Annotated in this window: 23 protein-coding genes, 1 other RNA gene and 1 pseudogene; 7 read left to right on the forward strand and 18 right to left on the reverse strand. The window is 62.4% G+C overall.

Going from position 1 to position 24,277, the window contains the following annotated elements; genetic code table 11:
* Positions 1-9: 9 nt before the first annotated feature.
* Together NKI58_RS02355 and ssrS are read right to left on the reverse strand one after the other, a co-directional pair.
* A complete protein-coding gene (locus NKI58_RS02355; protein ID WP_352783084.1) occupies positions 10-597 on the reverse strand; it encodes a 5-formyltetrahydrofolate cyclo-ligase in 588 nt (195 codons plus the stop codon).
* A 141-nt stretch (positions 598-738) separates the two neighbouring features.
* A non-coding RNA gene (ssrS, locus tag NKI58_RS02360) (6S RNA) lies at positions 739-894 on the reverse strand.
* 176 nt (positions 895-1,070) lie between these two features.
* On the opposite strand from ssrS, the gene NKI58_RS02365 reads away from it, so the two are divergent.
* The 5 genes from NKI58_RS02365 to msrB all read left to right on the forward strand — a co-directional run bounded on the left by NKI58_RS02365 (position 1,071) and on the right by msrB (position 5,009).
* A complete protein-coding gene (locus tag NKI58_RS02365; protein WP_352783081.1) occupies positions 1,071-1,910 on the forward strand; it encodes an AAA family ATPase in 840 nt (279 codons plus the stop codon).
* A gap of 117 nt (positions 1,911-2,027) precedes the next feature.
* Positions 2,028-2,474 carry a GNAT family N-acetyltransferase gene (locus tag NKI58_RS02370; protein ID WP_352634248.1) on the forward strand — a complete coding sequence of 149 codons (447 nt, stop codon included), beginning with the start codon at positions 2,028-2,030 and terminating at the stop codon, positions 2,472-2,474.
* An 8-nt stretch (positions 2,475-2,482) separates the two neighbouring features.
* Entirely contained in the window at positions 2,483-3,673 is a 1,191-nt protein-coding gene (locus NKI58_RS02375) for a vWA domain-containing protein (protein WP_352783077.1), read from the forward strand.
* Entirely contained in the window at positions 3,674-4,495 is an 822-nt protein-coding gene (locus tag NKI58_RS02380) for an MBL fold metallo-hydrolase (protein WP_352590027.1), read from the forward strand.
* Positions 4,496-4,604: 109 nt separating this feature from the next.
* Positions 4,605-5,009 carry a peptide-methionine (R)-S-oxide reductase MsrB gene (gene msrB, locus NKI58_RS02385; protein ID WP_352569565.1) on the forward strand — a complete coding sequence of 135 codons (405 nt, stop codon included), beginning with the start codon at positions 4,605-4,607 and terminating at the stop codon, positions 5,007-5,009.
* A gap of 3 nt (positions 5,010-5,012) precedes the next feature.
* On the opposite strand, the gene NKI58_RS02390 is transcribed toward msrB, so the two are convergent.
* The 13 genes and pseudogenes from NKI58_RS02390 to NKI58_RS02450 all read right to left on the reverse strand — a co-directional run bounded on the left by NKI58_RS02390 (position 5,013) and on the right by NKI58_RS02450 (position 19,632).
* Positions 5,013-5,327: a hypothetical protein gene (locus NKI58_RS02390; RefSeq protein ID WP_023678043.1), complete on the reverse strand. Its 315-nt coding sequence runs from the start codon at positions 5,325-5,327 to the stop codon at positions 5,013-5,015.
* A gap of 66 nt (positions 5,328-5,393) precedes the next feature.
* On the reverse strand, positions 5,394-5,834 hold the full coding sequence (locus tag NKI58_RS02395) for a hypothetical protein (RefSeq protein ID WP_352644588.1): 441 nt from the start codon (positions 5,832-5,834) through the stop codon (positions 5,394-5,396).
* Positions 5,835-5,895: 61 nt separating this feature from the next.
* Entirely contained in the window at positions 5,896-6,156 is a 261-nt protein-coding gene (locus NKI58_RS02400) for a DUF2312 domain-containing protein (protein WP_023678045.1), read from the reverse strand.
* Between the two features lie 161 nt (positions 6,157-6,317).
* Positions 6,318-9,776, reverse strand: coding sequence for a pyruvate carboxylase (pyc, locus tag NKI58_RS02405; RefSeq protein WP_352783072.1), 3,459 nt, complete (start codon positions 9,774-9,776; stop codon positions 6,318-6,320).
* Positions 9,777-10,007: 231 nt separating this feature from the next.
* On the reverse strand, positions 10,008-11,138 hold the full coding sequence (locus tag NKI58_RS02410) for a branched-chain amino acid ABC transporter substrate-binding protein (RefSeq protein WP_023678047.1): 1,131 nt from the start codon (positions 11,136-11,138) through the stop codon (positions 10,008-10,010).
* A gap of 138 nt (positions 11,139-11,276) precedes the next feature.
* Entirely contained in the window at positions 11,277-11,624 is a 348-nt protein-coding gene (locus NKI58_RS02415) for a DUF6867 family protein (RefSeq protein WP_023678048.1), read from the reverse strand.
* 19 nt (positions 11,625-11,643) lie between these two features.
* A complete protein-coding gene (locus NKI58_RS02420) occupies positions 11,644-12,372 on the reverse strand; it encodes an ABC transporter ATP-binding protein (protein ID WP_023678049.1) in 729 nt (242 codons plus the stop codon).
* An 8-nt stretch (positions 12,373-12,380) separates the two neighbouring features.
* Positions 12,381-13,541 (reverse strand): annotated as a pseudogene (locus NKI58_RS02425) (ABC transporter ATP-binding protein); the annotation flags it as partial.
* Positions 13,541-15,169 carry a high-affinity branched-chain amino acid ABC transporter permease LivM gene (livM, locus tag NKI58_RS02430; protein ID WP_023678051.1) on the reverse strand — a complete coding sequence of 543 codons (1,629 nt, stop codon included), beginning with the start codon at positions 15,167-15,169 and terminating at the stop codon, positions 13,541-13,543. The gene livM and the pseudogene NKI58_RS02425, both read right to left, overlap by 1 nt.
* Before the next feature lie 4 nt (positions 15,170-15,173).
* Positions 15,174-16,076 (reverse strand): branched-chain amino acid ABC transporter permease, encoded by a 903-nt coding sequence (locus tag NKI58_RS02435; protein WP_023678052.1) that lies wholly within the window; start codon positions 16,074-16,076, stop codon positions 15,174-15,176.
* 333 nt (positions 16,077-16,409) lie between these two features.
* Positions 16,410-17,411 (reverse strand): 4-hydroxyproline epimerase, encoded by a 1,002-nt coding sequence (locus NKI58_RS02440; RefSeq protein ID WP_023678053.1) that lies wholly within the window; start codon positions 17,409-17,411, stop codon positions 16,410-16,412.
* A gap of 28 nt (positions 17,412-17,439) precedes the next feature.
* Positions 17,440-18,690, reverse strand: a complete 1,251-nt coding sequence (locus NKI58_RS02445) for an NAD(P)/FAD-dependent oxidoreductase (protein WP_023678054.1) — start codon at positions 18,688-18,690, stop codon at positions 17,440-17,442.
* A gap of 48 nt (positions 18,691-18,738) precedes the next feature.
* On the reverse strand, positions 18,739-19,632 hold the full coding sequence (locus NKI58_RS02450; protein ID WP_023678055.1) for a dihydrodipicolinate synthase family protein: 894 nt from the start codon (positions 19,630-19,632) through the stop codon (positions 18,739-18,741).
* Between the two features lie 166 nt (positions 19,633-19,798).
* Between NKI58_RS02450 and NKI58_RS02455 the strand changes: the two genes are divergently transcribed.
* A complete protein-coding gene (locus NKI58_RS02455) occupies positions 19,799-20,389 on the forward strand; it encodes a GntR family transcriptional regulator (protein ID WP_502896950.1) in 591 nt (196 codons plus the stop codon).
* Positions 20,390-20,402: 13 nt separating this feature from the next.
* Here the strand turns inward: NKI58_RS02455 and NKI58_RS02460 are convergent, their stop codons facing one another.
* The 3 genes from NKI58_RS02460 to NKI58_RS02470 form a co-directional block, all read right to left on the reverse strand.
* The gene (locus NKI58_RS02460) at positions 20,403-20,717 is read right to left on the reverse strand and encodes a hypothetical protein (protein ID WP_352569558.1); all 315 of its coding nucleotides are present in this window, start codon (positions 20,715-20,717) and stop codon (positions 20,403-20,405) included.
* Positions 20,718-21,020: 303 nt separating this feature from the next.
* Positions 21,021-21,317 (reverse strand): hypothetical protein, encoded by a 297-nt coding sequence (locus NKI58_RS02465; protein WP_023678058.1) that lies wholly within the window; start codon positions 21,315-21,317, stop codon positions 21,021-21,023.
* 190 nt (positions 21,318-21,507) lie between these two features.
* Positions 21,508-23,004, reverse strand: a complete 1,497-nt coding sequence (locus NKI58_RS02470) for a CoA-acylating methylmalonate-semialdehyde dehydrogenase (protein WP_023678059.1) — start codon at positions 23,002-23,004, stop codon at positions 21,508-21,510.
* A gap of 378 nt (positions 23,005-23,382) precedes the next feature.
* On the opposite strand from NKI58_RS02470, the gene NKI58_RS02475 reads away from it, so the two are divergent.
* Positions 23,383-24,264: a LysR family transcriptional regulator gene (locus NKI58_RS02475; RefSeq protein ID WP_352853041.1), complete on the forward strand. Its 882-nt coding sequence runs from the start codon at positions 23,383-23,385 to the stop codon at positions 24,262-24,264.
* Positions 24,265-24,277: the final 13 nt, after the last annotated feature.

Here is a 24,277-nt window from a genome sequence, read left to right on the forward strand (position 1 = left end):
GGAACTTATCTACAATTTCGGCGCGAAGCGACGCAACCCGCTCTCGGTGAGTATTTCCGGAATGATCACGTCATGCGGCTCGTCAGGCACCACGGCCACCTCCTGGCAGTCGAAGGCAATGCCGATCAGCCGCGGCTGCTGCCCCTTGTCGACCAGCCGCGCGATCGCCCGGTCGTAATAGCCGGCGCCATAGCCGATGCGGTGGCCGCGCGCATCGAAGGCGGCAAGCGGCACCAGCATCAGCTGGGGATCGAGCACCTCGGCTTCCTCGTGTGGCCCGACGGTGCCGAAGCCCATGTCGACCATCGGCGCGCCGCGCACCAGTTCGCGAAAGACGATGATGGTTTTGTCGAGAATGGCCGGCAGGCAGAGCCTTGCCCCCTTTTCGCGCAAGGCAAACATCAGCGGCCGGACGTCGACTTCCGAGCGCATCGGCCAGAAGCCTGAGACGATCTGGCCCGGCGCGACGGTGATCCGGTCGCGCGCCGTCTCGGCCATTTCGAGTGCTGCCTCCACCCGCCAGAACGGATCGAGCGCGGCGCGGCGCCCGAGGGCTTGGTTGCGGAGATTTTTTTTCAGGTCTTTTGGGGATGTCATGCGCCGACGTTAGAAAAGGTCAGATTTGGATGGAGTTTTACGAGCGACGTTTTGGAGGAGCGGGGCGAACTTTTCGTTCGTGAGAGCACCGCACAAAGCGGCGCGACGACAAGATCCGCCAGACATGGCCTTTTCGATAGGTGACGATCCACACAACCGGTGGAGAGAGCGATCCCGGGAACCTACAAAGTAGGTGGGCGCCGTATGAGAAAACCCACGGGTCTTCCCAGGGACAGCTCCCTAGGGATCATTAAGGCCCCGGGGAAAATGTTCTCCTGCCGGGAAGCGCAGACCGTCTCCGCCAATATAGGCAGACGGCAGACCAAGCGCCAGAGAGACGACATGTTTCGAGTCTTAAATCGACGCAGAACCGCTCGACGAGGGTCGCGCCGGCAAGATTCCCGCTTTGCCAGCAGCGCCTTGCACAGCGAAGGCCGCGTCCTTAGGGTCGCGCGATGAATCCGGGAGCAAAAATGCGTTTCGAAGGCACGGCAGCCTATGTTGCCGACAAGGATCTGATGGTGGCGGTCAACGCGGCGATCGCGCTGGAGCGGCCGTTGCTGGTCAAGGGCGAGCCCGGTACCGGCAAGACCGAACTTGCCCGCCAGGTGGCGGCGGCGCTCGGCCTGGATCTGATCGAATGGCACGTCAAATCGACCACGCGGGCGCAGCAGGGCCTCTATGAATATGATGCCGTCTCGCGGCTGCGCGACAGCCAGCTCGGCGACCAGCGCTTCAACGACATCCGCAATTACATCAAGCGCGGCAAGCTGTGGGACGCCTTTGCTGCCGGCAAGAAAGTCGTGCTTCTGATCGACGAGATCGACAAGGCCGATATCGAGTTCCCCAACGATCTGTTGCAGGAACTGGATCGGATGGAGTTCTTCGTCTACGAGACCGGCGAGACCATCCGTGCCACCGTCCGGCCGATCGTCATCATCACCTCCAACAACGAAAAAGAGCTGCCGGACGCCTTCCTGCGCCGCTGCTTCTTCCACTACATCCGCTTTCCCGACGTCGAGACGCTGCACAAAATCGTCGACGTGCACTATCCCGGCATCAAGCAGAACCTGGTGCGCGCCGCACTCACACAATTCTATGAAATCCGTGACGTGCCGGGCCTCAAGAAGAAGCCGTCGACCTCCGAGGCACTCGACTGGATCCGCCTGCTGGTCGCCGACGACATCGCGCCCGAGGACCTGCGCGCCGACCCGAAGAACGCGCTGCCCAAACTGCACGGCGCCTTGCTGAAGAACGAACAGGACGTGCATCTGTTCGAGCGCCTGGCCTTCATGGCGAGACGGCAGGGGTGAGGGGCCGGTCGGCCGGAAGCCCACGAAGTCACCGGACAGCGCTTTCCCGGTGCTGGACCGTTGCCTCTAGCCGGGCACGGAGGCAGCTTCAGGTTGCCGACTTCAGAGGGAAACGAAATGACCGAGATCACCGTCCGCCCATTGGCGCAATCTGACCATACCAATTGGCGGCGTCTGTGGACCGCCTATCTCACCTTTTACGAAACCAAGCTGCCGGAAGCGGTTTATGCCGTCACCTGGAAGCGGCTGTTCACGGCGGGCGAGTTCGAGCCAAAGGGTTTCATCGCCACCCTCGACGGCAAGGCCGTCGGCCTGACGCACTATCTCTACCACCGCTCCTGCTGGTCGCAGATAAACAACTGTTATCTGCAGGACCTGTTCGCCGACCCCGATGTGCGCGGCAAGGGCGTCGGCGCCGCCCTGATCGAAGCGGTCAAACAGGAAGCCGGCAAGATCGGTGTCAAGAACGTCTACTGGATGACCCACGAGACCAACACCACCGCACGCAAGCTCTACGACCACGTGGCGCGCAGGACCGGCTTCATCGAGTACGATCTGCTGTAGACGGTGAGATGTTCATCCCCTTCTTCCTCGAACTGAAGGCAGCGCGGGTTCCGGTCTCGCTCCGCGAATATCTGTCGCTGCTGGAGGGGCTGGAAGCCGGGCTGGTCGACTATGATGTCGAGGGCTTTTACTATCTCGCCCGCGCCGCTCTGGTGAAGGACGAGCGCCACATCGACCGCTTCGACCAGGTCTTTTCGCACATCTTCAAAGGTGTCGAGGCGCAGGCTGGCAAAAACCCGGTCGATGTCGCAAACATCCCGGAGGAATGGCTGCGGAGGCTCGCCGAAAAGCACCTGACCGATGAGGAGAAGAAGCTGATCGAGGCGCTGGGCGGCTTCGAAAAGTTGATGGAGACGCTGAAGAAGCGGCTGGAGGAGCAGAAGGGCCGACATCAGGGTGGTTCGAAATGGATCGGCACCGGCGGCACCTCGCCCTTCGGCGCCTATGGCTACAATCCCGAAGGCGTGCGCATCGGCCAGCACGAGAGCCGCAACCGCCGCGCGGTAAAAATCTGGGACAGGCGCGAGTTCAGGAATTTCGACGATGCCGTCGAACTCGGCACCCGCAACATCAAGGTCGCGCTGAAGCGCTTGCGCCGCTGGATGCGCGAAGGCGCCGAAGAGGAGTTCGACCTGCCCGGCACCATCCACGCCACCGCCGAGCACGGTTATCTTGACGTTAAGACACAACCCGAACGTCGCAATGCCGTGAAGCTGCTGATGTTCTTCGATGTCGGCGGCTCGATGGACGACCATGTCAGGAGCGTCGAGGAGCTGTTTTCGGCCGCCCGCGCCGAGTTCCGCCAGCTCGAATATTTCTATTTCCACAACTGCCTCTACGAAGGCGTGTGGAAGGACAATCGCCGCCGCCATGCCGAGGTGATTCCGACCTTCGATCTCCTCCATAAATATGGCCCCGACTACAAGGTGATCGTCGTCGGCGACGCCTCGATGAGCCCCTATGAGATCGCCCAACCCGGCGGCTCGGTCGAGCATTGGAACAAGGAGGCCGGTGCCGTCTGGCTCGACAGGCTGCTGCAGCAATGGCCGAACGCCATTTGGCTCAATCCGGAAGACGCGAAGAACTGGGGCTATACCCATTCGATTGCCATGATCCGCGATATCTTTGGCGGCCGCATGTTTCCGCTGACGCTCGCCGGCCTCGAAGCCGCGACGAAGCAACTTTCAAGGAAGCACTGAATGGATCCACGCAAAACAGGACGGTCGACCTGTTTCCTTTGCCTGCAATGCGGTGTCCAGTTCGCGGCGACAGCGACGCCGCCGCGACATTGCCCGATCTGCGAGGACGAGCGGCAATATGTGCGCTGGGAGGGCCAGGCCTGGACCACGCCGGAAGAGCTCGCCGCCGGGCATCGGCTCGTGATCAAGGATGATGCCGGCGTGCTCGCCTTCGGCATCGAGCCGCGCTTCGCCATCGGCCAGCGCGCATTGCTGGCGCAAACGCCGCACGGCAATGTGCTGTGGGACTGCATCTCAATGGTAAGCGACGAGGCGGTGGCGGAGATCAACCGCCGGGGCGGCCTGGCCGCCATCGCCATTTCGCACTGCCATTATTATTCGGCAATGGTCGAATGGAGCGCGGCGTTTGGCGGCGTGCCGATTTATCTGCACGCCGATGATCGTCAGTGGATCATGCGGCCGCATCCGGCAATCATCAGTTGGGAGGGCGAGATGCGCGCCATAAACCCGTCGCTGACGCTCATCCGCTGCGGCGGCCACTTTGCCGGTGGCCAGGTGCTGCACTGGAAGCGCGATGCCGGCAATGCCATCCTGGCCGGCGACATCCTGCAGGTGACGCCGACCCGCCGTCATGTCAGCTTCATGTACAGCTATCCGAACTATATCCCGCTCAACGCGACGAAGGTGCACGGCATCAAGGCCGCGCTGGAGCCTTTCGCGTTCGACCATATCTACGGCGCATGGTGGAACCAGAACGTCATCGGAGATGCAAAGGCGGCATTTTCAGCATCGGTTGCGCGCTATCTCGCGGCCATCGCCTGAGGAATTCTTTGCAACGGGATAGGAAATACGGGCAAACGCCGTAACAAATGCCTATTTCAGGCGAAGTTGGGAAGGCAACCCAAATAGCGAGATAAGCTAAGAGGAAAAAATGGACAGCCACACCTACCCCGTTACCCGCACCGATGCCGAATGGCGCGCCCGGCTGACGCCCGAGCAATATGCGGTGATGCGCAACCACGGCACCGAGCGGCCGGGAAGCTGCGCCCTGCTGCACGAGAAGCGCGCCGGCACCTTCTCCTGCGTCGGCTGCGACCAGCCCTTGTTTGAATCCAAGCTGAAATTCGAGAGCGGCACCGGTTGGCCGAGCTTCAACGACCCAGTGCCGGGTTCGCTCGAGACCACCGTCGACCGCAGCTATGGCATGGTCCGCACCGAGTGCCATTGCGCCCGCTGCGGCAGCCATCTCGGCCATGTCTTCGACGACGGCCCGCCGCCGACCGGTCTGCGCTATTGCATCAACGGCGTGGCGCTCAAATTCGATCCGGCCGCCTGATCGTCAGGCCACAACCACCAGGATCAGCCACAACGTGGCGCCAAGCGTCATCAGCGAGGCCATGACGCCACTCGATTTTCCGGCAGTTCGCCAAACGGCAAAGGTCAGGAAGATATTGTAGGGCACCGGCGCGAAATGCACCGCCAGGACTAGCGCAAGCGGCAGCTTCAGCCCGAGCAGAATGAGTGCCGCCACCGACGACGCGACGTTGATCGCTGTGCCGACAACGACCAGGTCGCGCCAGAACAGCCGATCGAGCGGCACGCCGCCGAACCAGCGTGAGCGGAAGAAGGCGGCAACGCGCGACATGATCGTCATCGATCGACCGGCTCCCTCGCTCTGCTCACCAGAGCGATTCTAAGGATTGCGTCTGGAAACCCTGCTTTATTCCCGACCCAGAACTTCGGCAATCGCGCGCTCGAAACGCGAGGCTTCCGTCACCAGCCAGTCGGTCATCGCCGGCCAATTGTCTTCGGCAAGACAATTCACCCGCCACATCGAATTGATGCCGAGGCCGTCGCAACTTTGTTCTGGCCTGAGCTTCAGCCTGTCTTCGATGGCCGGCTGGAACGGCTTCAACCGCGACCAGGCTTGCGTGGCACCGAACTTCTCGTTGCGGCCGAAGAAGACGCCGACATGATTCTGCGCAGGCGCGACGTACATGGAAAGGACCAATGCGAAATCGGGCAGCCCACGCTGCCAGAACCACGGTCCGCGCCTCGCCAGCAGAGCCCTTTCATCCGGATGCCGTTCCGCGAACAGCGTCCAGAAGCTGCGTTGGCGGAATTCAGAGGCGCGGCGGGCGCCAAAATCGAATTCGCTCATGGCTGGAATCCATGGTCAGAACCGCTTCTCCCGCGATCGTCTCCGGCGCCGAGGCCGGCCTTTACACCATGCCGAGCGCAGCCTTGTACAGATCGAGGATGGATTCCTCTTCCTGCCGCTCGGCCTGGTCCTTCTTGCGCAGCCGGATAATCGACCGCATCGCCTTGGTGTCGAAGCCGGTGCCCTTGGCCTCTGCGAACACTTCCTTGATGTCGTCGGCAATCGTCTTTTTCTCTTCCTCGAGCCGCTCGATGCGTTCGATGAAGGCGCGCAGCTGGCCGGCGGCAACAGTCTGGCTGGTCTCGATGATGTCGTCGGCCATAGTCTTCTCTCCGCGTCGTTTTCTCACCGCGACTCGGGGTGACCCGAGCGGCGAATTGCAGCGGTTCGATGCCCGACCGGGCGCGGCGGGTCAAGGTGCTATCGATGCGGCATGAAGGGTTGCTGCCAGGCGCCGACAAGGCTGTCTGATGCCGGCCTATTTCACCCGAACGCGATCAGCAGATCCTTGGCATCGATCTGGTCGCCGGCCTTGACCAGCACCTCGGCTATGGTGCCGTCGCGTTCGGCATGCAGCGCCGTTTCCATCTTCATCGCTTCGATCGACAGCAGCACGTCACCCGCCTTCACCGGCTGGCCGGCAGCCACCGAAAGCGCCGAGACGACGCCAGGCATCGGCGCGCCGACATGCGCCTCATTGCCCGGCTCCGCCTTGCGCCGTGCCTTGGCGGCGGAGGCGCCATGCGCCCGGTCCGGCACCTTCACCCGGCGCGGCTGCCCGTTGAGCTCGAAGAACACGGTGACCATGCCTTTTTCGTCGACATCGCCCATGGCAAGGCAGCGCACCACCAGCGTCTTGCCTTTTTCGATGTCGACGAAAATCTCGTCTTCCGGCTTCATGCCGTAGAAATAGGTCGGCGTCGGCAGCACGCTGACCGGCCCGTAGGTCTCCTGCGCGGCGGCAAAATCGGAAAACACCTTCGGATACATCAGCCACGACGCGAACTCGAACTCACTGAGCTTGCGCTCGAGCTTTTCCTCGACCTCCGTGCGACTGGCCTTGAGGTCCGCCGGTTTGAGCAGCGAACCCGGCCGCACCGTGATCGGCTTTTCGCCCTTCAGCACCTTCTTCTGCAATGGCTTTGGCCAGCCGCCCGGCGACTGGCCGAGATCGCCGCGCAACATCGACACCACCGAATCCGGGAAGGCGATGTCCCTCGCCGGATTCTCGACGTCGGCGACGGTCAGGTCCTGGCTCACCATCATCAGCGCCATGTCGCCGACGACCTTGGACGACGGCGTCACCTTGACGATGTCGCCGAACATCAGATTGACGTCGTGATAGGTCTGCGCCACTTCGTGCCAGCGTGTCTCCAGCCCGAGCGAGCGCGCCTGTTCCTTGAGGTTGGTGAACTGACCGCCCGGCATTTCGTGCAGATAGACCTCCGATGCCGGCCCCTTCAGGTCGCTTTCGAAGGCTGAATACTGGTTGCGCACCGCCTCCCAGTAGAACGAGATGTTCCTGATCCACTGCGGGTCGAGGCCCGGATCGCGCTCGGTGCCCTTCAGCGCCTCCACGATCGAACCGAGGCACGGCTGCGAGGTGTTGCCGGATAGCGAATCCATCGCCGCGTCGATGGCGTCGACGCCGCTCTCGACCGCCGCCAGCACGGTTGCCGCCGACAGGCCGGATGTGTCGTGGGTGTGGAAGTGGATCGGCAGGTCCGTCGCCTCGCGCAGCGCCTTGAACAGCACGCGGGCAGCGCTCGGCTTTAGAAGCCCAGCCATGTCCTTGACGGCGATGATATGGGCGCCTGCCGCCTGCAATTCCCTGGCCAGGCCGACATAGTATTTCAGATCGTATTTGGCCCGCGCCGGATCGAGTATGTCGCCGGTATAACAGATCGCCGCTTCGATCAGTCTGCCCTCGGCGCCGACCGCATCCATGGCGACGCGCATGTTCTCGACCCAGTTCAGGCAGTCGAAGACGCGGAACAGGTCGATGCCGCCGGCAGCGGCCTGGCGGACGAAATGCTGGACGACGTTGTCGGGATAGTTGGTATAGCCAACGCCGTTGGCACCGCGCAGGAGCATCTGCAGCACAAGGTTGGGTGCTGCCTCGCGCACCAGCGACAGCCGCTCCCATGGGTCTTCGGTGAGAAAGCGCATGGCGACGTCGAATGTGGCGCCGCCCCAGCATTCGAGCGACAAAAGCTGTGGCAGCGCGCGCGCATAAGTGCCGGCAATGCCGGCGATGTCATAGGTGCGTACCCTTGTGGCGAGCAGCGACTGATGCCCGTCGCGCATTGTCGTGTCGGTGACCAGCACCTCTTTTTGCTCGCGCATCCACGCGGCGAATTTCTCCGGCCCGAGCACGTCGAGCTTCTGCTTGCTGCCTTGAGGCACATTGCCGTTGAGATATGGCACCACCGGTGGCGCCGCATCGGCCTTTGGCTGCGGCCGGCCGCGCGTCTCGGGATGACCATTGACCGAAACGTCGGCAAGGTAGTTGAGCAGCTTGGTCGCGCGGTCCTGCCGCTTCACACTGGCGAACAGTTCCGGCGTCGTGTCGATGAACTTGGTGGTGTAGGAATTGTCGGCGAAGCTCGAGTGATTGATGATCGCCTCGAGGAACGTGAGGTTGGTCGCCACGCCGCGGATGCGGAACTCGCGCAGCGCCCGGTTCATGCGGGCAATGGTCTCGGCCGGCGTCGGCGCCCATGCCGTCACCTTCTCCAGCAGCGGGTCGTAGAAGCGGGTGATGACCGCGCCCGAATAAGCGGTGCCGCCGTCGAGGCGGATGCCGAAGCCGGTGGCGCCGCGATAGGCGGTGATGCGGCCATAGTCCGGGATGAAATTATGCTCGGGATCTTCGGTAGTGATGCGGCACTGCAGCGCGTGGCCGTTCAGCCTGATGTCCTTTTGCGCCGGCACGCCCGATTCCGCCGTGCCGATGGCAAAGCCGTCGAGGATGTGGATCTGCGCCTTGACGATGTCGATGCCGGTCACCTGTTCGGTGACGGTGTGCTCGACCTGGATGCGCGGATTGACCTCGATGAAATAGAATTTTTCGGTATCGGCATCCTGCAGGAACTCGACTGTGCCGGCGCCGATATAGCTGGTCTCGCGCGCGATCCTCAGCGCGTAGCCGCAAAGCTCCTCGCGCTGTGACATTTCGAGGTAGGGCGCCGGCGCCCGCTCGACCACTTTCTGGTTGCGGCGCTGGATCGAACAATCGCGCTCGAACAGGTGCACGGCGTTGCCATGTGTGTCGCCCAGCACCTGCACCTCGACATGGCGCGCGCGCTCGATCAGCTTTTCGAGATAGACTTCGTCCTTGCCGAAAGCCGCCTTCGCCTCACGCTTGCCTTCCATCACCTCGCGCGCGAGATCGGCCTCGGAGCGGATGGCGCGCATGCCGCGGCCGCCGCCGCCCCAGGACGCCTTGAGCATCACGGGGTAGCCGATCGTCTTGGCGAGTTCCTTTACCGCCGCCATGTCGTCCGGCAAGGGATCGGTAGCGGGAATTACCGGCACACCGACTTCGATTGCGAGATTGCGGGCGGCGACCTTGTTGCCCAGCCTGCGCATCGTATCCGGCTTTGGCCCGATGAAGATGATGCCGGCCTTGGCGCAGGCTTCGGCGAATTCCGGGCTTTCCGACAGCAGGCCGTACCCTGGATGGATGGCATCGGCGCCCGATAGCCTGGCGACGCGGATAACCTCCTCGATCGACAGATAGCTTTCGATCGGCCCCATATCCCTGGCCAAATGCGGCCCGCGCCCGACCTGGTAGCTTTCGTCGGCCTTGAAGCGATGCAGGGAGTATTTGTCCTCCTCTGCCCAGATCGCCACGGTTTTGAGGCCGAGCTCGTTTGCCGCGCGGAAGACGCGGATGGCTATTTCGGAGCGGTTGGCGACAAGGATCTTCGAGATTGCCAAGGACAGGGCTCCGGACGCGGGGAAGGGGACTGCCGGACATGATTAGCGCGAAAATGCTGCAGTGCAAACAAAATCGAAAAGAGGATTAAACCGATTTAATTTGATCTATCGCGCTGACACATTGCGTGTCGATCCGAAGAACGCCTGGGCAGTTCCGATCCAGGCTTTCGGGAACTCTCATAAAAAATGCCCGGCGCGAGGCGCCGGGCATTCTCATGTAGCAACGTCCGGTTATTTGCCGGGTGCGTTCTCGACATAGGTGTACTTGCCGTCGTCACCCTTCTTCCAGGTGTACATGACGTAGTCAGGACGGGTGATATCGCCCTTCGCGTCGTAGCCGATCTCGCCGATCGCGGTCTTCCAGGGGCCGGCCGACTTGATGGTCTCGGCTACCTTCTGAGCGTCATCGGCTGAACCGGTCTTGGTGATGGCGGCCGCGATGATTTCCATCGCTGCGTAGGAATAGAGGGTATAGGCCTCGGGCTCGAAGCCGGCCGCACGGAACTTCTCGACGAGTTCCTTGGCGTTCGGATTCTTGCGCGGATCCGGAGCGAACGTCATCAGCGTGCCCTCGACGGCGTCGCCGGCGATGGAGGCCAATTCGTTCGACACGATGCCGTCGCCGGACATGAAGGTTGCCTTGAGGCCCTGGTCAGCGAGCTGGCGTATGATCAGGCCGGCTTCGGTGTGCAGGCCGCCATAGTAGACGACCGAGACGCCCGCGTCCTTCATCTTGGCGATGAGGGCCGAGAAATCTTTGTCGCCGACATTGATGCCTTCATACATGGCCTCAGTCACGCCGTTGGCTGCGAGCGCCTTCTTGGTTTCGTCGGCGAGGCCCTGGCCATAAGGCGTCTTGTCATGGATGACAGCGATCTTGGCATCCTTAAAGTTCGCGGCGAGATAGTCGCCAGCGACCTTGCCCTGCTGATCGTCGCGTCCGCAGGTGCGGAAGGTGTTCCACATGCCACGTTCCGTCAACTTCGGATTGGTCGCGGCCGGCGTGATCTCAAGGATGCCGTTCTCGGCGTAGACTTCCGACGCCGGGATCGAGACGCCGGAGTTGAAGTGGCCATCGACGTACTTGACGCCGTCGGCGACGAACTTGTTGGCGACCGAGATGCCTTGCTTGGGATCGGAGACGTCGTCGCCGACTTCAAGCTTGAGCTGCTGGCCAAGAACGCCGCCCGCCGCATTGATATCGGCGACTGCCTGTTCGGCACCCTTCTGAAGCTGGGCGCCGAACGCTGCGTTCGGACCGGTGATCGGACCGGCGACGCCGATCAGGATGTCAGCCCACGCGTTGCCGCTGAACGCGACAAGCGCGGTCAGGGCGACGGCAGACAAAAGTGACTTTTTCATTGAAACGCTCCCATTTACCGAGTGGGCGTGGATGTTGCTTTCATGCGATGCCCACTCTTGCTCGCAGAAAGAGTACTTTGCCGATTTTCAGGCACTTGTCACGCCGATTCATCCCTGAAACGCCGTTAATGATAAATGTCAACCTTTTGGTTTCCAGCTCAAAAGAGAGGCTCTTTCGTAAAGCCAATTATACTGCGTTACCATCTGGTTGGTGCGCGTGTATTGGTAGCCGATGAAGCCCAAGATCATCAGCACAATGGTATCGACGATGTAGTAATGCAGCGAGAACATCGTTCCGCCGAACAGCGCGTGATGAATGAACCTTATGCCGATGCCGAGCCCCAGCATGAAGGCGAACAACTGGGCGAAGCTGCGCCACGTCTGCGCACACGCCTTCCCCGTCATCCACGCCGCCCAGCCGCCGAGCAGGCAGGTGACGAAGAAGAACTGCCAGATCGAGGGTTCCTCATAGAGAATGCCCTGCATGATTGATGTCTCCTGAAACTCAGTGATGGCCGCCTTCGAGATAGGCGGCGCGCACTTCCGGATTGGCGAGCAACTCCTTGCCGGTGCCGCTCATCGTCACATTGCCGTTGACCATGACATAGCCGCGCGTGGCGAGCTTCAGCGCGCCGAAGGCGTTCTGCTCGACCAGGAACACGGTCAGGCCTTGAGTCCGGTTCAACTCGCGGATTGCGTCGAATATCTGCTTGACGATCAGCGGCGCCAGGCCGAGCGACGGCTCGTCGAGCAAAAGCAGCTTCGGCCGCGCCATCAGCGCGCGCCCGATCGACAGCATCTGCTGCTCGCCGCCGGACAGCGTGCCGCCACGCTGGGCAATGCGTTCCTTCAGGCGTGGAAACAGCGTGAACACCTTCTCGACGTCCTCGTCATAATGCTCGAGGTTGTCGAGGCTGGCGCCCATTTGCAGGTTTTCCATCACCGTCATGCGCGGGAAAATGCGGCGCCCTTCCGGCGACTGGGCGATGCGCATGCGCGCGATCTCGTGGGTCGGCAGTTGGGTGATGTCGGTACCGGCGAATGTGATGGTACCCGCGCGGGCGCGGGGAGCACCGAAGATGGTCATCATCAGCGTCGACTTGCCGGCGCCGTTGGCACCGATCAGCGCTACGATCTCACCTTGCTTGACCGTGACATCGACGCCGTTCAGCGCCCTGATGTTGCCGTAGTAGGTCTGGACGCCCTTGATATCGAGCAGCGTTGTACCGGCCATCATTTACGCCCTCCGCGCCGATTGGAGACGCGCGGCGTCTTCGGCTTCACCGGAGCCTTGGTGGCCGGCTTTGCTGCAGAGGATTTCGCGGCAGAAGATTTCGCCGTCGGTTTGGCTTTGGCCTGCGCTGCCGCCTTGCTTGCTGCTGCACTCGACCTCGCATCGAACTGCCCGGCTTTCGAGGCACCTTTCGACACGGTGACGCGCTCGCCCTCGCTGTGGCCGACCGTGTCGGCAACCGGTCCGGCGAGATACGAAGCCGATGTGCCTGGGCCGTGGGCGGCATCCGGGCCCGTATCCAATTGCTCGATGACATCTTCGTCGCCGACTTCGGTGAGCACCGTCTCGACCTCCTCGTCGTCGACGCCAAGATAAGCGGCGATGACGCGCGGGTCGGTCCGCACCGATTGCGGGTTGCCGTCCGAGATTTTGCGCCCGTATTCGAGCACCACGACGTGATCGGAAATCTGCATCACCACCGCCATGTCGTGCTCGATCAAAAGGATCGACGTGCCGGTGTTGTCCTTGATGTCCATCAGCAGCGCATTGAGCCCCGCCGATTCTTTCGGATTGAGACCAGCGGCCGGCTCGTCGAGGCACAGAAGCTCAGGCCCGGTGCACATGGCGCGAGCGATTTCGAGCCGCCGCTGCGCGCCATAGGGCAGATCGCCGGCCGGATCGTCGGCGCGGTCGACAAGGTCGGCCTTCTCCAGCCAGTGCTCGGCCAGTTCAACCGATTCCGCCGAAGCCTGTCTGTAGCCGCTGTAGCCGAACAGGCCGAGAATGGTGTAACCGGAGGCCTTCATCAGCTTGTTGTGCTGAGCGACCAGAAGGTTCTCCAGTAGCGTCATGCCCGAGAACAGGCGGATGTTCTGGAAGGTGCGCGCCACCTTGGCGCGCGCCGGGATCTCATGGTTCGGCAAGCGTTCAAGCAGGAACGTGGAGCCGTCGCGCCGGTTGAGCGTGATCATGCCTTCCGACGGCTTGTAGAAACCGGTGATGCAATTGAACACGGTGGTCTTGCCGGCGCCGTTGGGACCGATCAGGGCGGTGATCTCGCCGCGCTTGGCCTGGAAGGAAAGGTCGCCGATGGCGACGAGACCGCCGAACTTCATCGACAAATGCTCGACCTGCAGGATGGCATTGTTCACGGAGGGGCTCGCGTTCATCAGCCGTGTCCCTCCTTGGTGAAGGACCCAGACACCGCCCTGCGCACCTTGAGGAAAGCTGTCGGCTCGCGGCTGCCGACGAAGCCGCGCGGCTTCCACAGCATGACGATGACCATCGCCATGCCGAACAGCAGCATGCGGTACAGTTCCGGCGTGAAGCCGGACCCGAAACCGGGTATGACCGTAGTGTTGCCCCACCTGAGGCCGGTCTTGAGGAAATCCAGTTCGCGCAGGACTTCGGTGCCGCCGATCATCACCATGGCGGCGACGGCAATGCCGACCAGCGAGCCCATGCCGCCAAGCACGACGATGGCGAGGATGATCGCCGATTCCAGGAAGACGAAGGATTCCGGGCTGACGAAGCCTTGCCGCGCGGCAAAGAACGAGCCAGCGAAGCCGCCGAACATCGCGCCCGTGGCAAAGGCGGTGAGCTTGGTGGTGGTGGTGTTGATGCCGAGCGAACGGCAGGCGATCTCGTCCTCGCGCAGCGCTTCCCAGGCACGGCCGACCGGCATCCGCCTGAGCCTCACGGTGACGAAGGCCGTCAGCAGGCAGAGCCCGAGGATCAAATAGTAGAGGAATATCTTGTAGTAGGCACCCGATTGGGCGATGCCGAGCACCTTCGAGATGTAGTTCGGATCGGAGACGTTGAACGACATCAGGCCGAAGAAAGACACCTTCGGGATGCCGGAAATGCCGGCCGAGCCGTTGGTCACCTCGCGCCAGTTGATGATCACCAGCCTTATGATTTCGCCGAAGGCGAGCGTCACGATCGCCAGATAGTCACCGCGCAAGCGCAGCACCGGGAAGCCTAGCATCACCCCCCAAAACGCAGCCATCAGGCCGGCGGCGGGCAGCAGGATCCAGAAGGAGAGGCCGAAATGCGTGCCGAGCAGCGCATAGGCGTAGGCACCGACGGCGTAGAAGGCGACATAGCCGAGATCGAGCAGGCCGGCCAAGCCGATAACGATATTCAGCCCCCAGGCCAGCATCACGTAGATCAGGATCTGGATGCCGTAATTGTCGACATATTTCAGCGAGCCCTGGAAACCGGCGGCCATCGACCCGGCATATAGCGCCAGCACCAACACCACCACGATCGGGTAGAGCGCCAGTGCAGTTATGCCCAATGCCGAGAAATGAGCATGAATGAAGGCCCGGAAATGATAAATCAGCCAGGCCAGCGCATAGATGATTGCAAGCGCCCGCACGAACCGCACGAAATCGGAAAGTTCCGGCCCTAAGGCGTCGGTCAGAAAGCCGCTGAGCGCGAGCAGAATAACGGCGACGGCGAGCGCCACGATGAACGCGGGAAAGCGGAAGAATCGCGAAGCCAGGCTGACCGGCAGCAGGCCGGTGGCGACGTCGACGATCTTCTGGTTCGCCAGGAAGGGTTGGCCATAGGCGACGTAAAGGAAGCGTCCGGCCATGGTGGCGATCACGACGCCGGCGAGCAAGCCCCAGCGCTGCACCAGGATCAGTTCGTTGGAGATGTTCTGGTCGGTCTTCAGGCCGATGAACAGCACGAACAGGCCAAGCGAGATGGCGCCGGCATAGAGCGCTTCGCGAAAAGCGCGCTGGACCGGGGTGGCGACGACGGTGCTTTCCGGAGACACGGTAACCGCCATGATCTCAGACCTTTTCGACTTCTGGCCGGCCGAGAATGCCGGAAGGCAGGAAGATCAGCACGATCGCCAGGATGGAAAAGGCGGCGACGTCCTTGTAATCGATCGAGAAATAAGCCGACCACATGCTTTCGATGAAGCCAATCATCAGCCCGCCGAGCACGGCGCCGGGCAGTGAGCCGATGCCGCCGAGCACCGCGGCAGTAAATGCCTTCACACCGGGCGTAAAGCCGTCGGAAAACACCACCACACCGTAGTACATCAGGAACAACGTGCCGGCGACGGCGGCAAGGGCGGCGCCCATGATGAAGGTGATCGAGATGGTGCGGTCGACGTCGATGCCAAGCAGTGCGGCCATCTTGCGGTCCTGCTCGCAGGCGCGCTGCGCCCGACCGAGCGAGGTCTTGTTGACCAGGTACCAGAACAGCGCCAGCAGGACTATGGTGACCAGGACGATGATGATCTGCTTCAGCGAGACGCTGATGCCTTCGATGTTGTAGACCTTGGACACCATTGGCGGGACCGGCTTGTTGCGCGGCCCTTGGGTCACCTGGACGAAATTGGACAGCGCAATCGACATGCCAATCGCGGTGATCAGCGGCGCCAGCCGGAATGAACCGCGCAAAGGCCGGTAGGCCACCTTCTCGATCGTCCAATTATACAGGCTGGTCAGCAGCATCGCGACGATCATCATGATCAGCAGCGCAACGACGATCGGCAGCGAATAGAACAACGCACCGAGGATAAGGAAAACGATGAGCGCGGTGAAAGCGCCGATCATGAAAATGTCGCCATGGGCGAAATTGATCATGCCGATGATGCCGTAGACCATCGTATAGCCGATCGCGATCAGCCCATAGATCGATCCCAGCGTCAGCCCATTGATAAGCTGCTGGACAAAATACTGCATGCTGTCGTGGCTCCCCTGGAATGTCGCCCATGCAGACGCATTCCTTTTCGTATTTCCCCTAGTCGTAAAGTTTCGAGCCCGGATTGCAACGTGATTTTTCGATCATTATGCGTGTTTTCGCCGCACGCCGTTCGATTGCCCGTTTTGTTCCCGTCCGCCCCCTGGACCATCGCGGACCCTACCATTGGCCTAACGCAATGTCTTTGACGATTCAATCGCAGCATGCGCTCCATTTCGAAGAAATCGCCGTCAAAATAAGTTGATGAGCGGGATCGTTGCGCCGTTGACGTCAATCCGCTTGCGCTCTCTCTTTCCCTTGCGTCAGTGTTTTTTCTATTTGACGACGAAGCCGTGCGCGAACGGGTCGCGGTCGTCGATGAAGATCGTGTTCAATCCGGTCATTCGTGCCCAGCCGCCGATCGAGGGAATGATTGCCGGCTTGCCGGCGACGGTGACCTCTTCCTCGACCCTGCCCTTGAACAGCGAACCAATGATCGATTCGTGGACGAAGTCGTCGCCAACCCCAAGCTTGCCCTTGGCGTGAAGCTGCGCCATACGCGCCGAGGTGCCGGTGCCGCAGGGCGACCGGTCGATTGCCTTGTCGCCGTAGAAGACGGCGTTGCGGGCATCGGCTTGCGGGTTGGTCGGCGCGCCGGTCCACAATATGTGCGACAGCGTATTGATGCCGGGATTCTCCGGATGCACGAAGGTATATTTTTCGTTGAGCCGCTGCCGCACCACCGGGCTCCAGGCGATCAGTTCGCCGGCCGAATGGTCGGCCATGTCGCGATAGGTCTTTTGCGGTTCGACGATGGCGTAGAAATTGCCGCCATAGGCGACATCGACGCTGATCTCGCCGAGCCCGGGGCATTCGACCGTCAGTGCCTCGGCATAGAGGAAGGAAGGCACATTGGTGATGCGCACCTCCTCGACATAGTCGCCGACTTGGCTGTACTCCGCTACGACCACGCCCGCCGGCGTATCCAGCCTGAGCACGCCCGGTGTCTTCGGCTTGATCAGCCCATGCTCGACGGCAAAAGTTACCGTGCCGATGGTGCCGTGGCCGCACATCGGCAAGCAGCCCGAGGTTTCGATGAACAGGATGGCGATGTCGCAATCTTCACGCGTCGGCGGATAGAGGATCGAGCCGGACATCACGTCATGGCCGCGCGGCTCGAACATCAGCCCGGTGCGGATCCAGTCATATTCGGCCAGGAAATGCGCTCGCCGCTCCATCATCGTTGAGCCCTTGAGCAAAGGCCCACCGCCGGCGACCAGCCGCACCGGATTGCCGCAGGTGTGGCCGTCTATGCAGAAGAAGGAATTCTTGGCCATGCCGGCTCCCAACTGAATGTCTTCGAACTCAAAACCGTTGCGGGCTGAACGGGCCGAGATCGAGCGATGGATTCTGCCCGAGAACGAGCTCGCGGATCAAGCGCCCGGTCGCCGCAGCCTGGGTCAGGCCGAGGTGACCGTGGCCGAAACCATACACCACCGACGGCGTTTGTTGCGACCGCCCGATCACCGGCAGCGAATCCGGCAGCGACGGCCGGAACCCCATCCATTCGCGTCCATTGGCCGGATCCAGTCCCGGCAGGAATTTCTGCGCCTTTTCGAGCAGCGCTTTCGAGCGCGCATAATTGGGCGGCCTCTCAAGGCCGCCGAGTTCGACCGCGCCGCCGACGCGCAGGCCCGTCTCGAGCGGCGTGATGACGAAGCCATGCCCGGAGAAGATCAATTGCCGCTTTACGTCGAAGGCAGTCTTCGGCAACGTCGTGTTGTAGCCACGCTCGGTCTCCAGCGGGATTCCGTCGCCGAGATGTCTCGCCAGCAGATGCGACCAGGCCCCGGCAGCGATGACGACGTGCTTCGCCCGTCGCCGCGTGCCGTCGGCCGTGGTCAAGATCGCGCCGTCCTGTCCCGCCTTGACACGCTCGATCCGGGCCCTTTCGAACCCGGCGCCCAACCTCTCGGCATAGGCCCACAAGGCCTTTCCAAGCAGTTTGGGATCGGCAACGGTTTTCCACCCCGGCACGAACGTTCCCTTGACGAAGCGCGGCGACAGACCGGGCTGCAGGGCTGTGAGAGCGCTCCCGTCGACATGGCTGAAGCCGATGCCGAAGCGCTGCCTTGCCGCCCAGCCGGTCAGCGAGGCCTTGAACTCGGCCTCGCTGTCGTAGAGTTCGAGCGAGCCGTCCTCATGCAGCATCGGCCGTGTGCCGGAACGGTCGAGCAAGCCCATCCATTCCGCCTCGGCGAGCTTCATCATCGCGGCCTGCGCGGCAAGGCCGGCTTCATAGCGGTCGCTTCGGCCGGCGCGCCAGAAGCGGACCAGCCAGGGCAGCAGCTTCGGCAGATACGCGGGTGGGATGCTGAGCGGGCCGAGCGGGTCGGCGAGCCATTTCGGCAACTGCTTGATCATGCCCTTGTGGGCGAGCGGCAGCACATCGGAGAAGGCAAAGGCAGCGGCATTGCCGGAGCTGGTTTCCTCACAGATCCCCGTCCGATCGAAGATCGTGACATTTTGGCCCGCCTCTGCCAGAAAGGCGGCGGCGCAGATGCCGATGATGCCGCCACCAATGATGGCGACATCGAGCGTAGCATTATCATTCATTGCCATGCGCCGCGCTGCACATCTGCAAATGCCTTCAAAGCGACTGGATCAGAATGTCGGCAGCTCTGGCCGCACCGCCAGCGCATCCCTGACGATCTTTTCGACTGCCTTGCGCCGCTCGCCCGACAATGGCTGGCGCGGCATGCGCACGCGGTCGTTGGTGTTGATCGCCAACACTTCGGCGAGCTTGATGTTCTGCACCAGATAGGTCGAGACGTCGAGGTCGAGCAGCGGCCGGAACCAGCGGTAGATCTTCAACGCCTCCTCGCGGCGGCCCTGTCTCATCAGTTGGTAGATGGCGACGGTCTCGCGCGGGAACGCGGTGACCAGGCCCGCCACCCAGCCGATGGCGCCGACCGACAGCGCCTCGAAGGCGAGATTGTCTACGCCGGTGAACAAATCGTAGCGGTCGCCGAGGCGGTTGATGATCTCGGTCGAGCGGCGGATGTCGTCGGAGGACTCTTTTATGGCGACGAAGCGTTGGTCCTTCGCCAACTCCTCCATCTGGTCGACGGTGACGTCGACGCGGTAGGCAAGCCGGTTGGAGTAGATCATCACCGGCAGGTCGCCGGCCGCGGCGGCGGCGCTGAGTGCCGCGACCGTCTCTTCGGCATTGGTATGGTAGATCGGACTCGGCACCACCATCAAACCGTTGGCGCCTGCCTTGGCAGCGCGGCGCGCGATCGCCGCCGCCTCGCGTGTACCGGCCTCGTTGACCGTCAACAGCACCGGTTTCTTGCCGGCGATCTTCTGCGCGGTCTTCAGCACCGCGATCTTCTCGTCGTGCGACAGCATCGGGCCTTCGCCGAGCGACCCGCAGACGATGATGCCGTCACAGCCGGCCTCCATCTGCAGCGCAAAGCAGCGCTCCATCTCGGCATGGTCGAGGCCGTCGTCCTTGGTGAATTTGGTCGTAACGGCGGGGAAGACTCCGGCCCACATGTCGATCACTCCATCTGATATATCAGCCGTATATTTCTTAAGAAGCCGGCTGTCAACATTGAATCTGATATGATATATCAACAATATATCAGGAGAAGTCGCATTGGTATATGACAGACCGGGCTCCGAGCCGGCGACCGCGAAGGCCTACCGCAGGCTCGAGCACATGATCGTAACTCTCGAACTGGCGCCGGCGAGCTTCATCACCGAGGGGGCGCTGATCGACAGGCTCGGCCTCGGCCGCACCCCGGTTCGCGAAGCAATCCAGCGGCTGGCCTGGGAGGGGCTGCTCGAGGTCCGGCCGCGCGCCGGCATCGCCATCGCGCCGCTCCACCCCGGCGACTGGCTGCGTGTCCTCGACGCCCGCCGTGGCGTCGAGGTGGTGCTTGCCCGCTCGGCCGCCCGCTTCGTTACCCGCGAGGCCGCCGACCTGTTCCATGACGCTGCCCTTGTCATGCAAAAGGCAGTGATTTCGGAAAATGTGTTCTACTTCATCCAGGCCGACAAGGCGCTCGACGAGGCGCTGGCGCTGGCTGCCGACAACCCGTTCGCCGCGCGCCTGGCGGCACCCTTGCAAACCCACAGCCGTCGCTTCTGGTTCCGCTACAAGGCCGATACCGGATTGGCCGAATCGGCCGAGCATCATGTCGCGCTGATCCGTTCGATCCTCGCCGGCGACGAAGAGGCCGCGGCCAAGGACGCCAAGCGGCTGATGGCGCTTTTGCGCGGCCATGCCGAGGCGGCTGCTACGCGCTGAGCCTGCCATTTCGTCATGCGCCCTGGCCGGGCAGGGCCATCACGTTTTCCCAATTGTCGCCGGCCGCGACGATGCAGCTTCTGCCAGCGATATCGGTGACGACGATGGTCCAGGTTCCGGTCTCGGCGACAAAGACTTCCATGACCGCCTCATGACCGATCAGCCCCAAAGCAAACTGCCTTTCCTGGAACTTCTCGCTCAAATGGGCGACGATCTCGCCATGTTCAACGCAGTATTGATATTGCGCGCCTGCGGTGTTCGTACCCACCGCCAATGCGCCAGCAAAAACCAGGGTTTTCACCCATCTCAACAGCGATTTGCGTGCCATAGGGCACCTCCTTTGCCATCACGTTCCGGCAAAGGAGGGGTTTGATTGCCTCATTTTGCCGGAGCGATCCAGGCCGGTTCCGACGTCATCATCATCGCGTCGTTCCTTTCTGTGTTCCGGTCTGCCATTGGTGGGAACGATTCCAGATGTTCCCATTATGTTCTCGATATATGGTATCGGCAATGGAAAAGCGCAAGCAGGCGCCCAAGCGGGCGCCTGCAGATCCGTTTTACGGTTGTCGCCGAAAGAATGGGCCACAGGCCGCGCGGCCATGCCGAGGCGCGCAGACCCGTGATAAATCGTTCAGATGCCTGGCAGCGCCGCTGTCGTCATCGCGCTTTCCCAGCCTTCGCCGACTGAAATCACGCAGCTTTGACCTTTTGTGTCGCTGGCGAGGATGGTCCAGGTGCCCTTGTCGGAAACGAAGACTTCAAGCACCACATTCGGATTGACGACGCCGACCGCGCTCGGGTTTTCATGAAACTTCTCGCCGAGCGCCTTGACCATATCGGCGCGAGCCGCGCATTGCTCGGCAGCCATTGCCGGGACGGCGGAAAGGGCCATCGCAGCGCAAGCTATAGTCGCCATGAGACGTGTCATCTGACACCTCCTTTGCGCCGGACATTTCCCCCGGAGCCGTCACCAGCGCCGTTGGTTGATCTGCCAGCGTCTCCTTCGCGGCAGGACTGCAACCTAAGAAGATTGCTGCCTTCTTGGTTCCATCACATTAACGTTCAAACGAAAAGGCCCGGGTCCGAGCCCAGGCCTCGTTCAGTGTTTGCGATCTGGATCAGTTCATCGTCGGGATGACGAACTCGGCACCGTCCTTCACACCGGACGGCCAGCGCGACGTCACCGTCTTGGTCTTGGTGTAGAAGCGGAACGCGTCCGGCCCGTGCTGGTTGAGGTCGCCGAAGGAGGACGCCTTCCAGCCGCCGAAGGTGTAGTAGGCGATCGGCACCGGGATCGGCACGTTGATGCCGACCATGCCGACCTGAACCCGCGAGGCGAAGTCGCGCGCCGCGTCGCCGTCGCGGGTGAAGATGGCGACGCCATTGCCCATCTCGTGCTCGTTGGCGAGCTTGATGGCGTTCTCGTAGGTCGGTGCGCGAACGACCGAGAGCACCGGCCCGAAGATCTCTTCCTTGTAGATGCGCATGTCGGCGGTCACATTGTCGAACAGGCAGCCGCCCATATAGTAGCCGTTCTCGTAGCCCTGCATGGAAAAGCCGCGGCCGTCGACGACCAGCTTGGCGCCTTCCTTGACGCCGGTGTCGACATAGGACTTGACCCGCTCCAGCGCCTGCGCCGTGACCAGCGGGCCGAAATCGGCGGAAGAATCCGTCGACGGACCGACCTTCAGGCTCTCGACGCGCGGCACCAGTCTTTCCATCAGCCGGTTGGCGGTGTCGTTGCCGACCGGGACGGCCACCGAGATCGCCATGCAGCGCTCGCCGGCCGAGCCGTAGCCGGCGCCGATCAGCGCGTCGACGGTCTGGTCCATGTCGGCATCCGGCATGATGATCATGTGATTCTTGGCGCCGCCGAAGCACTGCACGCGCTTGCCGGCCGCGCAGCCGCGCGAATAGATGTACTGGGCGATCGGTGTCGAGCCTACGAAACCGATGGCCTTGATGTCGGGATCGTCGAGGATGGCGTCGACCACTTCCTTGTCGCCGTTGACGACATTGAGGATGCCCGCCGGCAGACCGGCCTCGATGAACAGTTCGGCAATCCGCATCGGCACGCCCGGATCGCGCTCCGACGGCTTGAGGATGTAGGCATTGCCGCAGGCGATGGCCGGCGCGATCTTCCACAACGGGATCATCGCCGGAAAATTGAACGGCGTGATGCCGGCGACCACGCCGAGCGGCTGGCGCATCGAATAGACGTCGATGCCGGGGCCGGCGCCATCGGTGAACTCGCCCTTCATCATATGCGGCGCACCGATGCAGACCTCGACCACTTCGAGGCCGCGCTGGATGTCGCCCTTGGCGTCGGCGATGGTCTTGCCGTGTTCGCGCGCCAATATCTCGGCCAGCGCGTCATACTCCTTGGCGACCAGCTCGAGGAACCGCATCAGGACGCGTACGCGTCGCTGCGGATTGGTCGCCGCCCAGCCGGGCTGTGCGGCCTTGGCGTTTTCGACCGCCGCGCGCAATTCCGCCTGCGAAGCCAGCGCCACCGTGCCGCGCACCGTGCCGTCCATCGGCTGCATGACGTCCTGCTTGCGGCCGCTGGTTCCGGCGACGCGCTTGCCGCCGATGAAATGACCGTATTCGATCATGGTCTCTCTCCCTGGTTCGTGATGAGGCATTGTCCGCCTTTGCGGGAGCGATGGCAACGCGAGCGAAAACGCAACCGTTGTGCGGAGAATAGATAGCGGTTGACGGCAGAGCATCAATTCTCGCAAATAGGAAGAATGCAGGTCCCCAGCAGCAAGGATTGAGATTGAGTTCCTTCACCGCCCCCCTCTGTCCTGCCGGACATCTCCCCCTCAAGGGGGGAGATTGGCTGTCACGCCCGCCTTCGGAAATCTTCACCGCGGCAAGAAAGACGCCTGCGGCGAAACTGCCAATCTCCCCCCTTGAGGGGGAGATGTCCGGCAGGACAGAGGGGGGCGCGAAGGAACGCGGTTTTGATCGTTATCGCCAGGACCACCCTCATGAACTGGGATGATGCCCGTATCTTCCTTGCCGTAGCGCGGGCCGGCCAGATCCTCGGCGCCGCCAGGCGGCTGGAGCTTAATCACGCGACCGTCTCGCGCCGCATTGCCGCCCTCGAGGATGCGCTCAGGACAAAACTGTTTCGCCGGCTTACCACCGGCAGCGAGCTGACGCCGGCGGGCGAGCGTTTCCTCGAGATTGCCGAACGCATGGAGGGCGACATGATCGCCGCGCGCTCGACCGTTTCAGGCGAAGGCGACGACGTCTCGGGCACCGTGCGCATCGGCGCGCCGGATGGCTTTGGCGTCGCCTTCCTGGCCAGGCGCCTCGGCGCGCTGACCGCTCTGCACCGTGAGCTCACCATCCAGCTGGTGCCGGTGCCACGCTCCTTCTCTTTGTCCCGGCGCGAGGCCGACATTGCCATCACCGTCGAACGGCCGACGGAAGGCCGCCTGGTGGCGGGAAAGCTGGTCGACTACACGCTCGGCCTGTTCGCGTCGCGGGCCTACGCCGACACCCATGGCCTGCCCGGAACCGCCGCCGAGCTAGGCCAGCATACGCTGATCGGCTACGTGCCGGACCTGATCGTCAGTCGCTCGCTCGACTACGCGGCCGAATTCAGCCCCGACTGGCGCACCAGCTTCGCTATTTCCTCCGCGCTCGGCCAGGCCGAAGCAGTGCGTTCCGGCGCCGGCATCGGCGTCCTGCACACCTTCGTTGCCCGCTCGATGCCGGAGCTGGTGCCTCTCGATATCGTCGCACCCATACGCCGCGCCTACTGGCTGGTCTATCATGAATCGGTCAGGCCGCTGCGCCGCGTCCAGGTCGTCGCGAGCTTCATTACCAAGGCCGTCGAACGGGACAGGGGTTTGTTTGCGTGAGCCTGCCGGCCGC

The sequence above is a fragment of the Mesorhizobium sp. M0522 genome (assembly GCF_040321085.1).
Classification (GTDB): domain Bacteria; phylum Pseudomonadota; class Alphaproteobacteria; order Rhizobiales; family Rhizobiaceae; genus Mesorhizobium.